Source organism: Butyrivibrio proteoclasticus P6B7, assembly GCF_000622085.1.
Taxonomy (GTDB): domain Bacteria; phylum Bacillota; class Clostridia; order Lachnospirales; family Lachnospiraceae; genus Butyrivibrio; species Butyrivibrio proteoclasticus_A.
Genome location: NZ_JHWL01000021.1, coordinates 17,007 through 30,192 on the forward strand (window position 1 = coordinate 17,007; position 13,186 = coordinate 30,192).

At 43.8% G+C, this 13,186-nt stretch carries 8 protein-coding genes; 5 read left to right on the forward strand and 3 right to left on the reverse strand.

Going from position 1 to position 13,186, the window contains the following annotated elements:
• Positions 1-55 precede the first annotated feature (55 nt).
• Positions 56-685, forward strand: coding sequence for a hypothetical protein (locus T541_RS0112515; protein ID WP_026653051.1), 630 nt, complete (start codon positions 56-58; stop codon positions 683-685).
• Between the two features lie 37 nt (positions 686-722).
• Complete coding sequence (locus tag T541_RS0112520) at positions 723-1,214, forward strand: hypothetical protein (RefSeq protein ID WP_026653052.1); 492 nt, start codon at positions 723-725, stop codon at positions 1,212-1,214.
• Between the two features lie 136 nt (positions 1,215-1,350).
• Here the strand turns inward: T541_RS0112520 and T541_RS19550 are convergent, their stop codons facing one another.
• Positions 1,351-2,715 carry a glycoside hydrolase family 5 protein gene (locus tag T541_RS19550; protein WP_242840781.1) on the reverse strand — a complete coding sequence of 455 codons (1,365 nt, stop codon included), beginning with the start codon at positions 2,713-2,715 and terminating at the stop codon, positions 1,351-1,353.
• Between the two features lie 51 nt (positions 2,716-2,766).
• A complete protein-coding gene (locus tag T541_RS22085; protein ID WP_155839520.1) occupies positions 2,767-5,544 on the reverse strand; it encodes a carboxylesterase family protein in 2,778 nt (925 codons plus the stop codon).
• A gap of 237 nt (positions 5,545-5,781) precedes the next feature.
• On the opposite strand from T541_RS22085, the gene T541_RS0112535 reads away from it, so the two are divergent.
• The gene (locus T541_RS0112535; RefSeq protein ID WP_242840782.1) at positions 5,782-7,410 is read left to right on the forward strand and encodes a glycoside hydrolase family 43 protein; all 1,629 of its coding nucleotides are present in this window, start codon (positions 5,782-5,784) and stop codon (positions 7,408-7,410) included.
• 147 nt (positions 7,411-7,557) lie between these two features.
• On the opposite strand, the gene T541_RS0112540 is transcribed toward T541_RS0112535, so the two are convergent.
• The gene (locus tag T541_RS0112540; protein WP_026653055.1) at positions 7,558-8,502 is read right to left on the reverse strand and encodes a helix-turn-helix transcriptional regulator; all 945 of its coding nucleotides are present in this window, start codon (positions 8,500-8,502) and stop codon (positions 7,558-7,560) included.
• Positions 8,503-8,860: 358 nt separating this feature from the next.
• Here T541_RS0112540 and T541_RS0112545 point away from each other — a divergent pair, with 358 nt between their 5' ends.
• Entirely contained in the window at positions 8,861-10,213 is a 1,353-nt protein-coding gene (locus T541_RS0112545; RefSeq protein WP_197025174.1) for an endo-1,4-beta-xylanase, read from the forward strand.
• A gap of 29 nt (positions 10,214-10,242) precedes the next feature.
• Complete coding sequence (locus tag T541_RS0112550; protein WP_026653057.1) at positions 10,243-13,182, forward strand: extracellular solute-binding protein; 2,940 nt, start codon at positions 10,243-10,245, stop codon at positions 13,180-13,182.
• Positions 13,183-13,186: the final 4 nt, after the last annotated feature.

Here is a 13,186-nt window from a genome sequence, read left to right on the forward strand (position 1 = left end):
TGTACGATAATTTTTGGTGCATAAATCATATAGGTATTGGGAGGAAATACAAAAAATGAATCAGAAAAGTAATACGGGGTCAGTTATTCTTGGAATTATCAGTGCGTTTTTTTCTTTTGCAAGTGCAATCTGTGCGGTTGTCTTCATCGTCTTGGGAAGCATCTTTGTAAGCAACCAGGATAAAATGGATTCTATCACTGTTAATGGAGAAGAGGTTACCGGAGAAGAAGCTGTTGAGCTTGCAGAAAAGCTTGGAAAAATCTTCCTTGGAGTTGGTGGTGTCACAGCAGTTTTATTCATTGCTTTCTTAGTTCTTTGCATAGTTCTTTTGAAAAAAGCTTCAAAGGCTAAAAAGCAGATGCAGAATGGTGCTTATTACAACAATATGAATCAGCGTGGTTACAATGGTCAGATGAACGGTCAGTTTAACCAGATGAACCAGGGATTCAATAACCAGAATAGATTCAATGGTCAGAACAATCAGATGAACCAGGGATTCAATAATCAGAACAATTTCGGTGGTCAGTACAATCAGGGTGGATTTAATAACCAGATGAACGGCCAGTTTAATCAGATGAATCAGGGATTCAATAATCAGAACGGATTTAACAACCAGATGAATGGCAACGGACAGTTTGGCCAGATGAATCAGGGTTTTAATAATCAATATAATCAGAATCAGTAATTGTTAAAAGAACTATAGGAATTGGAGGAGTATTACAATGCCACAGAAAAGCGGAACAGGAAGATTAGTTGGAGGAATTATTTCTACAATATTAGCAGTCATTTTGGGATTTCCAGGGGTTATTCTCACGTTATTTTCACTCATTTTTGTGATTGGATCACCGATTATGGATTCCTTTGAATTAAATGGTGAAATGTATTATGGCGATGAGGCTTCTAAGATGGCTTTATCAACCGGTGGAAAGATGCTCATTGTTGCTTTGATCCTGGATGCTTTTGTGGTAGGATTTGTTTTTCTTGCTGTTAAGCTTTTCAAGGGATATGCCAAGATTGAGAGAGAAAACCAGATGGCTAGACAGTATGGTATGTATCCTAATGCATACCAGAATCAGCAGGTGTACGGAATGAACCCTCCTACAGGCCAGCAGGTGTATGGACTTAATAATCAGTTCCAGGGCCAGCAGGCATATGGTGCAGGTAATCAGGCCCAGAGCGGGACAGTGTATACTTCACCAAGACAGATGCAGTAAAAAGAGCTAGTAGACGAAGCTAGTGAACATGTATGGTAAATATACATAGAAAAAAACAAATTGGTTTGATTGTAAAATAAAAGAAAGATGGAAATGATCCATCTTTCTTTTTTATTTGATATATGAGTCGCGTGTTTTAATCCTTGTACATTCCAACAATTGTGTCTGCTACATCTTCACGATACCAGGTAAGCTCACGGCGATTGAAGATTGAGAAGTATTCGTTGCCTGTGTTGTAGAGGCCGTTGTCCCACCATACACATGGAATACCAACGTTCTTGGCACGGGTAAGATACTCTGTTACCCATTTGCAAACTTCTTCATTGTTCTTGTCCTTATCAACTGCGCCGTACTCTGTAAGGATTACAGGAATTCCCTTATCAATAAAGAATCTCTTTAAGTCAGACATAACATTGATGATATCCATCTTAGCTGAGCCATCCCATACGAACTGCTCAGAAGCATCACCAGTGTGATAAGTGAACTGGTAAGGAGTGTAAGCATGGATTGAAACACCAAGGTGATCATCCTCTGGAATCTTAAGGCATGCAATTGTAGTTGTTGAAGCAGAGGAAGCAAAACTTGTGATAAGGAGTAATCTCTTTTCATTGTTGCCACCAGTTGCTCTTACTACATCAACGAAGGACTGGTTAAGTCTGTCCAGGCACTGTCTGCCTTCTGAAGTTCCACCGTTCCATTCATTTTCGCCGCCCTTAACTCGAGGCTCGTTGAGGCCTTCGAAGATCAGGTGATCACCGTATTTCTCAAAGTGAGTTGCAATCTGTGTCCAAAGAGCTCTGTGCTGCTCATCAACTGCATCGATGTGAGCGTTATCAGGAATTCTCCAGGATTCCTCGTGGTGAGAATTAAGGATTACGTACATGCCATCGTCAAGGCAGTAGTTAACTACTTCTTCAACTCGCTCAATCCACTCTTCATCCACTGTGTAATCAGGCGCTGAGCCCATGTGTCCAGCCCAGGTTACTGGAATTCTGATGGTGTTGAAGCCCTTGTCTTTAACTGCATCGATCATTTCCTTGGTGGTCTTAGGATTGCCCCAGCTTGTTTCATCTGAAAGACTTCCCTTACCTTCAGACCAGGCATCAAAGGTGTTGCCCAGGTTCCAGCCTGTAGTCATCTCTGCTACAAGCTCTGTTGGTGTAATGTCTCGCATGGTTTCTTTACCTACGTTTGTTGTGTCGCCGGCGTCAGTGCTGGCATTTGTGCTGCTGGTTTCAGATGCAGCGCTACTTGCGTCTGCTGAACTATCGGATGCATCAGAAGAATTTGATTGGTTAGCTGAATCATCTGTGTTAGCCGATGTGCTCGAATCATTGTTACCTGTAGCACTGTTTGAATCAGTGCTTACAGATGCTTCATTACCAGTGTTATTACCGGTTTCTCCACTATTTCCAGCCCCTGCACATCCTCCCAGACACGCAACAACTGTAGTCATAGCTAGGAATGAAGCTATGGCTGTTCTTATTTTTTTCTTTTTCAAAATATAACCTCCCCAAAACTAATGATATAAAGTCTGTGACACTATTATATATTAGTGCAACAACTCCACAGACTCAAGGCTTGGACTGCCAGTTCCGCAGTACACAAGGTACAGAGGAAGCACGCCGGAAACAGCATCAAAGCTGCAGCTGCCTGCGGTCCAGACATTAGTGTTGGAGCCTGAGATCTCGCCGAGAACTTCACCGTCAAGACTTGTCTTAACCTGGAACTTGCCGTTAAAGTAAGCTCTGGTCTTGATCTTGACGCCAGTTACGTTCTTAAAGTCAAAATACTTAAATCCAATAGTTGTGCCATCTACGATACCCTTGATGTAGCCTGGGTTTGGAGTGCCATCGCCGCCGTCCTGAACTACTCTTGGAGCGCCAGGCTCAACATACATCTTGTTTTCCTTAGTGAAGATGTTGCAAGCAATGTAAGCAGGATATTCACCCACATCAGAAAGTGGTCCGCCGTTGAGACCGCAGGATGTAATCTCAACCTGAGGAATAGAGCCGTCCTCAAGGAATGTAATCTTCTCAGCGCAGCCCTGTCTGCTGTACCAGGTTCCGCTTGTGTGTCTGTGGTAAAAGATATACCATTCATCACCAATCTGAACAATGCTTCCGTGGTTATTGGCACCAAAGGCAGTGCACTTGTCCGCATCCTTGTAGCTATCAATACCCTTATCGCAGTTACTTACAATTACTCCGCCATACTTAAATGGTCCCTCAGGCTTGTCGCTGACTGCGTAGCAAAGTTCGTGCATAACCTCAGAAGAATAGATGAAGTAGTACTTGCCATTAGCCTTTCTGATAGAAGGAGCCTCGAAGAAAGCGTGTCCCTCAAACTCAGTGCCAGCACTGTACTGACTGCCAGGAGCTACAAACACAGGCGCTTTCTTAATTGTGAGCATATCCTTGTCAAGAACAGTGAACATAGCGCCATGTCTTGACTTATCACCCTGTCCGCAGAAGCCTGTATAAAGATATGTCTCATCACCTTCAGTTAATACGCCAGGATCAAACTGTGGTTCATCGCCAGCCTTCTCACCAAGCTTAGTGCCATCTTCATAATGAACATATCCGTAGAACTCGAAAGGCCCCGCAGGTCTGTCGCTGACTGCAACAGAAACAACGCTTACCTTATCAAGAACATAATATAAGTAGTATCTTCCGTCAGGACCAACAGTCACATCAGGAGCATAGAGACACATATGTCCGTCTGGATTAAGTGGATCTGCTGTCTTAGGATAGATAACTCCTTCGTAGTGCCAGTTGCCAAGATCGTTAACAGGAGCTGAATAGCAGATGTAATCACCAAGGCAGAAGGTCTCGCCCTGATAAAGATCGTGGGATCCATAAACATAAACCCTGTCGCCAAATACATATGGCTCTCCATCTGGAATGTACTCCCAGGATGGAAGATAAGGATTCACAGCCTGCTTAGAAGTATTCTGTCTGATGCCGCCTTCAATCTTAGGAACAGCACCTCTTCCAAGAAACTCCATCTCAGCATGGCACTCATTTCTGTAGGTCTCCCACTTAGGAAGCTCTGCGCCATTTTTATCTGTTCCATTAGGGTCACCAAACTTAACAAGATTAGCAAAGTAGTCAGCCATCTGTCTTGCAAGATCAAAATGTCTTCCCTCATAGTGTCTGTGGCACTTGTAGAGAGTATCAAAGAAGAACCACAGATCGCAGGAGTGGAAGGTACCAGGATATGGCTCGTTCTTATCGCCATCACTTGGGATATCCGGATCAAATCTATAGTAGTAGAGCTGCGCGCTTGGATCATTCTTAAGAGCATCGCCAAAGGTTGACTTAACAGAATTCTCCACCATGCTAACGCCGCCAATTAAGAACTCATCGGAAGTGTTACCTGAGATCACAGGGCATTTAGCTCTTTTACCAAGGACGAACTTCTCAACAGGGTCCTGGTCGCAGAACTTGCCGTCAAGGATTGGGAACATTCTCTGGTGGTCCTGAGCAAACTTGTTGTAGCCTGCAAGAAGGTCTGCAGCTGGGATTTTCCTTGCTTCCTCAAGACTGCTTACGCCGAGGCTCTTAAAGAACTCTTCGCCGTTGGCCTCAGCCTTCTCAAGATTAAGAGGCTTGAAGATATCTGAGTCCTCGTCAGGGTGTCTGATGATTCCGCTGAAGATGGCAGCTCCCTTGATAATGTCATAGTTCTTTTCATTGGTGAGCTGGTGCATAACGCTGGATCCGCCTGCGGACTGGCCTGCGATAGAGATCTTGTTCTTATCTCCGCCAAAAGAGCTGATATTGTCATAAACCCAGTGAAGGGCCGCCTGCTGATCAAGAAGGCCAAAGTTAGAAGGAGCATCTGGATTCTCAGCAGTGATGTCCTTGTGAGCAAGGAAACCAAAGCATCCGAGACGATAAGCGATTGTAACCACGATGATTCCGCGTCTTGCAAGGCGCTCGCCGTCAAACTCCATCTCTGAAGAATAGCCCCACTGAAAGGCGCCGCCGTAGATCCACACAAGAACTGGAAGCTTGTCATCCACAGACTTGGCTGGTGAATAAACATTTAAATAGAGACAGTCCTCGCTCTCCTTAACATCAGGATTGCAGTGCCACTCTCTGTCGTAGAGGCCTGTTCCGTTGCCAGGGTGATCCTGGAAGGAAAGAGGTGCGAACTCAAAGGCGTTAAGTGTGCCTTCCCAGTCTGGACAAGGCTGAGGCGCTCTGAATCTGTTCTCTCCAACTGGTGGAGCTGCAAAAGGAATGCCCTTAAACACTGTGACTCTTGGGTCTGCCCCAGTGAGTCCTCTGATTTTACCGTTTTTAACTGTGACTTCTCTTAACATAGCTTTTTCCCCTAATACGTTGTGATGTATAGCTTTTTATACTCACATTTTAAATATTGCCCCCTGGTTATTCTTATCAAATATTGTTATGGACTCGCTAAAGAGTGCTAAATAGGGCATTTGCGCAATTACTGAATACAAGTCCGCAACTTTTTGGTGGCGACACCCTAGGGTCACAATTTATATTTTGTTGGTAACGCTTTTATGTTAAAAGAACTATCGCGATTGGTACAAAGAATGAAAAGAAATGATAAATGGCAGACCATACTGTCCCTGGCAATGACCGTATTTGTGCTGGCTTCCTGTGGTATAGCAGGGACAAACGGCACAGGCAGTGGCAACGCCGCAACATACGATTCGGCAACAGGTGGAGCAACCACTAATAATACAGGTAGTGACGCAGCTACCACAGAAACAGGAGAACTAACAATGAACGCTGAACTTATGACACCATTTAAGAAGACAACAGAGAACAACCCGGTTATGACACAGAGATTTGGCGCAGATCCATACGCCCTTGTCTACAACGGAAGAGTTTATTTATACATGACAGCAGATACACCTTCTTACAACCCAGACAAGACTCTTAAAGAGAACACCTATGGCAACATTAACACCATCAACGTTATCTCTTCAGATGACCTTGTTAACTGGACAGATCACGGCAACGTGTACGCAGCAGGTAAGACCGGTGCAGCAAGCTGGGGCAACAACTCCTGGGCACCAGCTGCAGCCTACAAGAACATCGATGGCAAGGATAAGTTCTTTTTATACTTTGCTAATAACGGAAACGGAATCGCAGTACTGACTGCAGATTCACCAGAGGGACCATTCACAGATCCTCTTGGAGAGGCCCTTATTTCAAGAGACACACCTACATGTGCAGAAGTAACATGGCTCTTCGATCCAGCAATTCTTATGGATGATGACGGAAATGCATATATCTACTTTGGCGGCGGAGTTCCAGGACCAGACAAGACTGACAACCCAGGAACAGCAAGAGTGGCAAAGCTGTCTGATGACATGATCAGTCTCGACGGCGATCCTGTTGTAATTGAGAACGTTCCTTATCTCTTCGAGGATTCAGGAATTAACAAGATTGGCGATAAATACTACTACTCATACTGCTCCAACTTCAACGTTACCCCTGAGGCAACCAAGGAGTTCGGATTTGAGAACGGCGAGATCGTTACTATGGTTTCCGATTCACCTATGGGACCATTCACACTGAGCGCTCCTGTACTTAAGAACCCTCAGGAGTTCTTCGGAAGAGGCGGCAACAACCACCACTGCATCTTCGAATTCGAAGGCAAGTGGTACATCACATATCACAGCAGAATCCTTGAGCAGTCCATGGGCATCGACGGTGGTTACAGAAGCACCAACATCGACGAGCTGGTATTTGATGAGGAAGGTAAGCCAACAGCAAGTAAGGGCACCAAGGCAGGTGTTGCACAGGTAAAGGCCCTTGATCCATTTGCAGAGACCAAGGCAGTTACCATGAGTTCCAGCGCTGGCGTATCCACCAAGCAGTACGGCGATGTTGCTAAGGAGTACGGCTCAGGCGACATGATCCTTTGCGGAATCTGCGATGGAGCTTATGTTGGTGTTAAGGGCGCTGACTTTGGAACAGATGGGGCAAAAGAAATTGAGCTTCAGCTTAAGGGAACTGGCAGCGGTAAGATCGGTGTATATCTTGATGCTCCAGACGGTGAGCTTGTTGGAATCATTGCAGTAGACAATCCTGGACAGGACCTTGCAGTGGTAAAAGAAAACCTTAGTAAGGAAGTAACTGGAACCCACGATGTTTACTTCGTATTTGAAGGTGAAGGCTACGAGTTCTACAGCTGGAAATTCGTAAAATAAATAGAACAAAGAGTCGCTTGCGACTCTTTGCGCGCTGGTGCGCGCAAGCTTTAGCTTGCATAATTCATCTGCGCACCAGTCGCATCCTTAGCGGAGCGCTTTTTATTCAATAGGAAATTCCTTTGGATTTCCTATTGAATAAAAAGCTTAGTTAAGTGAACTGTCCTTAGTTGGAGCCTTGGAGAAGAGAGCTCTGTACTCACCTGGAGTGCATCCCTTCTTAAGCTTGAAGGTTCTGTTAAAGGTAGGGATACTTGAAAATCCCGCCTGAAGAGCAATATCTGTAATTGACAGATCATCTCTTGTTAAAAGAACTTCCGTAGCCTTGATACGTCTGTTGATCAGATAATCATAGAAGGTGCAGTTCATGTATTCCTTAAACAGTCTTGAGAAATGGAACTTGGAGAAACCGCTGTAAGCAGCTGCATCCTCCAAAGTGATCTTAGTTGTATAGTTACTGTCGATGTAGTCGATAACATTGTTGAGTCTGTCGAAGTACTCACGGCGCTTGATTGGAGAAGCCTCATTAAAGAGCTGCATCTTACCAAGCTGGAATCTGGACAGAATAGTTAGTATCTGGAACAGATGTGAGTAATTGGAAAACTCATAGAACTCGGCTTTACGGAAGTACTCATTCCAGATCTGGGTAAAGAGATCGTAGATCTCATTATATATAGGAGCATAGTCATCCGGAGTTATGTGGATGCACTCCTCCAGATTGGCCATAAGACCTGAGTAGCCTCGAACTGATGAAAAGAAATCAATATCAAAGAGGCAGATGTATCTGGCGCCGGTCTTGGGAGCGTGGAGAGTATGAGACTTTCTTGGTGGGATAAAGAGGATCTCACCTGGAAGAACATGATGTGACTCGTTCTCAATCTCTACATCGTAGTAATTCTCAATTGGAAATATGATCTCTAAGGCGTTGTGCCAGTGAGATGAATAATCATATTTCTCGACGTTGTACCATATTCTAATGGAACTATCCTGTGGGAAAATGTACTTCTCATTATCCCCGTCGAGAATTCTTTCTCTATAGTCTGTATTCTGCTGATAATAGTTGAGGTTGGTGGTTTCGTTCAAATTAACCATAAAAAAGTCTCCTATTCATGTCTATTTTCAACAATGAATTTTCCATATAATAGCACAATTAGAAATCTCAAACCTATCAAAAATTGCTACTGCCCAAAAAATGCGATTCATATTTGCTAATGGTTTACAAGAAAAATTCTGAGGCTTTGTGAAAAGTGCACAAAAAACGTCGTTCATTTTTTGCTCATGAATCGCAATATCTGAAAGGCATCGGGCAAAAAATGGTAGGCAGCCCCATAACTCAGCCTATATACTAATTACTAACATAACAAAATGGGGTAGCAAAATTTGTTAATTACATTTTTGGGAGGAAATGAAATTGTGCAGAAGGGGTAAGCTATTTTCCGCGGTTCTCGCAATGATTTCAGCTTTAACAATTCCATTAAATGGTTGCGGTAATACAAATACAGCTGCTACAGATGCTTCAGTACAGGCAACAAGTGCTTTGGAGGCATCGACGCAGGATGCAGCAGCTTTAGGGAGTTCAGACGTGAGCACAGATGAGGAACAGATTCCGGCACTTCGAGATTGTGTCAGTCAGAAGATGGGATGCAGGATTGGATGTTGCATAACAGGTAATGATCCTTGGGATGTAGAGCTTTGGAACCTTGTTACAACGCATTTCAATGCAGTCACTCTTGGCAACGAGCTTAAACCGGATTCACTTTTTGGTTACAGCGTTTCAACCTGTCCGGGCACAAGCGAGGCAGAGCTTAATGGAGAGACAATAACAGTTCCCAATCTTAACTTTGAAAATCCAGAGAAGATTCTTAATAAGATTCTTAAATGGAACGAAGCTCATCCAGAGAAGAGCTTAGAGGTAAGAGGACACGTTCTTTTATGGCATTCACAGACACCTGAGTGGTTCTTCCATGAGGACTACGACAAGACCAAGCCTTATGTTTCCAAGGAAGAAATGGACAAGAGACTTGAGTGGTACATAAGAGAAGTACTTACACACTTTACCGGAGAGGACAGCCCATACAAAGATCTCTTTTATGGCTGGGATGTAGTTAACGAAGCAATATCTGATGCAACAGGAACCTACAGAACAGATACAGAGAATCCTGACGAGGCCCTTTCAGAGGATAGACACGGTAATAACTCAAGCTGGTGGCATGTATACCAGAGCGAAGAGTTCATTATAAATGCATTCAAATATGCCAACAAATATGCACCTGCTGATCTTGAGCTTTACTACAACGATTACAACGAGTGCAATGTTAAAAAGAGAAACGGCATAATCACACTTCTTGAAACAGTTATTGAGAATCAGGGAGAACCTGGCGTAGGAACAAGAATTGATGCCTTTGGAATGCAGGGGCACTACAATGTAGCATCTCCTTCATCAACAGAGTTTGCTGCAGCAGTTAAAGCCTACGGCAAAGTAATTGGCAACGTTCAGGTAACTGAGTGGGATTTAAGTGCCAGCGAAGGCTACGACGGATCCGACGAAGCCAAAGAGGAAGAGTACGAGAAACAGAGAAAGACCTACAACCTTATGTACTACGAACTCTTCAATGCACAGAAGAACGGCGACGCCAACATCACAGGAATTACCTTCTGGGGAACAATCGACAGATTGTCCTGGTTGCAGTTCAGATCAAATGTAGGAGGCAGCAGTAAGACCAATCAGGGTCAATGCCCACTGCTCTTTGATGATTTCTATAAACCAAAGCCTGCATTCTGGGTTTTTGCGCAGACTGAATAATAAGGTAAAGGAAGTTAGGACATTACAATATGAGCAAAACAGTTAAGAAGATAATAGCAGTTGTCCTTGTTGTAGCACTTGTTGCTTCGGTATTTGTAGTAATCAATAACAAGACAATTGAGAATTTCGCAAACAAGTACGAAGGCACAGATCTTACAAAAGAGATCGAAGGCATGGAAAGAGCTGGCGGCTATGCAGGATACCTTGCAGATCACGGGAATGCAGCACAGCAGGCAGGCGACATAGAAGTTGATCTTATGGACAACAAAAGCGAAGGCGATGTTAAGACTTCAGATGGAGGCCTTTTAACAGGCGTTGGTTCTAAGGTTACATGGAACATAGATGTTCCTAAGGAAGGCTTCTATCAGCTCTTTGTTGAATACAAACTTCCAGAATCAAGAGGAGTTGCAGCTGAGAGAACAGTTTACATCAACGGCGAAATTCCTTTCGAGGGAGCAAGAAACATCGCATTCACAAGAATGTGGATGGATGGAGGCGATGTAAGAATTGATAACCAGGGTAACGAGATTCGTCCTATCCAGGTTGAGTACATCGATTGGCAGAGCGCTTACTTCAGAGATGATATGGGTTATGTTCCAGAACCTTATCTCTTCTATTTTAATAAAGGAACTAATGAACTTACATTTGAAGCTGACAACGAGCCAATGATCATTAGAAAGCTTGTTGTAAAGGGCATTGAAGAGACTCCTACATACGAGGAGTACCTTGCAGCACAGACTGGTTCAGAGGGCAGCGAAACTGCCAAGACATATGAGCAGGTGGTCCAGGGCGAGGATTCAACACTACGTTCCGAATCTTCCCTATATGCTAAATACGACCGTTCCTCGCCTACCACAGTCCCTAACAGTGTAACTACTACAGTTCTTAACTACGTAGGTGGTGATAGCTGGAGAAGCTCAGGACAGTGGATCGAATGGGACTTCGAGGTTCCAGAGGATGGTTACTACAATATCATGATCAAGGGTCGTCAGAACTATCAGAGAGGTTCTGTATCAAGTAGAAAGGTCATGATCGACGGCGAAGTTCCATTTAAGGAACTTGAGGAAATTTCCTTTAGCTATGCTAACGACTGGGAGTGCAAAGATCTTGCTTCTGAAGATGGAACTCCTTACAACATCTACCTCACAAAGGGTACTCACACAATAAGACTTGAGGCAACTCTTGGAGGAATGGGTACAATCCTTGAATCACTTGAGGATTCAACCTACAGACTTAACCAGATTTACAGAAGACTTCTTATTTATACAGGTGCTACACCTGATATTTACAGAGATTATCACATTGATACAACCTATCCAGAAATCATGGAAGCTATGGATCTTGAATCCAAGAGACTTTATAAGCTTGTAGATGACATGGTTGCTTATTCTGGACAGAAGGCTAACAACATTGCAACAGCTCAGACAGTTGCTCAGCAGCTTGAAAGATTCTGCGCTAAGCCACAGAAGATCACAACTGAGTTCGTAGCATTCAAGGATAACATCACAGCTCTTGGTACTGCATCACTTAACATGAGTGAGACCAAGCTTGATGTAGACTACATCACAATCACAGGAACAGAGAAGACTCCTAAGAAGGATAAGGCAAACTTCTTCACAAGTGCAGCTCACGAGATCAGATCATTCGTTGCTTCCTTCTTTGTAGACTACAACGCAGTCGGTGATGTATATGATGATAACGACAGCGATAAGGTTATAAAGGTTTGGGTACTTACTGGTAGAGACCAGGGTACAATCCTCAAATCCATGATTGATGATTCCTTTACACCAGATACAGGAATCAAGGTTAACGTTGAGATCGTTGATCAGGCAGCACTTCTTAATGCGGTTCTTGCAGGAAGAGGACCTAACGTAGCTCTTTCAGTTTCAGCCGAGAAGCCAGTTAACTACGCACTTAGAGGAGCGGCAGAGGATATAACACAGTTTGATGGTTGGGAAGAAGTAATGTCCCACTATTCAGAAAGTTCCTATGAGCAGTACAGACTTGATGGTCACATCTACGGTATTCCAGAGACACAGACCTTCAACGTTATGTTCTATAGAAAAGACGTACTTGAGGAACTTGGACTTGAAGTTCCAAATACATGGCAGGAACTGATTGAAATGCTTCCTACAATTCAGGGTAACAACCTTTCAATCGGTATTCCAACAGCAGCAGGTAGTAGTGGTGCAGCAGCAGCATCAACACAGATCATGTCTAACACACCTGACCTTTCAATGTACTTCTCACTGCTTTATCAGTACGGCGGAGACATGTACAACGAGACAGGAACCAAGACCACAGTTAACACTGAGGCTGGTGTAAAGGCATTCGATGATTACGTAAGATACTTTAACGACTATGGCATTCCTACAATTTACGACGCAGTCAGCAGATTCAGATCTGGTGAGATGCCAATCGTAATTCAGCCATATTCAACTTACAACACTCTTATGGTTTCAGCACCTGAGATCAGAGGCCTTTGGGACTTCACTCTCATCCCTGGAACAGAGAAGGCTGGACCAGATGGAAAGACCTACATCGATAGATCAGACTTCATCACAGGTAGTGCAACAATGATGATCAAGACTGAGGATGAAGAGCTTAGACAGAACTCATGGGAGTTCATGAAGTGGTGGTCATCAGCTGATACACAGATTAGATTTGGTCGTGAGATCGAGGCGCTCCTTGGTTCTTCTGCAAGATATGCAACAGCCAACAGAGATGCATTTACAAATCTTTCCTGGAGTGCAAATGATATCGAAGTACTGAATGCTCAGTGGGATCAGACAGTTGGTATCAGAGAGGTACCTGGTGGATACTTCACAGGAAGACATATCTCTAATGCGATCCGTAAAGTTCTTACTGATAAAGATGATTCACGAGAAACAATTATTGACTACTCCATCCTTATAGATGAAGAGATCAAGAAGAAACGAACCGAGTTTGGTATGCCGATAGATGACTAATACC

Coding starts and splice junctions, on each gene's coding strand:
- T541_RS0112515 (WP_026653051.1), top strand. CDS start 56: ATGAATCAGAAAAGTAATACGGGGTCAGTTATTCTTGGAATTATCAGT.
- T541_RS0112520 (WP_026653052.1), top strand. CDS start 723: ATGCCACAGAAAAGCGGAACAGGAAGATTAGTTGGAGGAATTATTTCT.
- T541_RS22085 (WP_155839520.1), bottom strand. CDS start 5,544: ATGTTAAGAGAAGTCACAGTTAAAAACGGTAAAATCAGAGGACTCACT.
- T541_RS0112535 (WP_242840782.1), top strand. CDS start 5,782: ATGAAAAGAAATGATAAATGGCAGACCATACTGTCCCTGGCAATGACC.
- T541_RS0112540 (WP_026653055.1), bottom strand. CDS start 8,502: ATGGTTAATTTGAACGAAACCACCAACCTCAACTATTATCAGCAGAAT.
- T541_RS0112545 (WP_197025174.1), top strand. CDS start 8,861: ATGATTTCAGCTTTAACAATTCCATTAAATGGTTGCGGTAATACAAAT.
- T541_RS0112550 (WP_026653057.1), top strand. CDS start 10,243: ATGAGCAAAACAGTTAAGAAGATAATAGCAGTTGTCCTTGTTGTAGCA.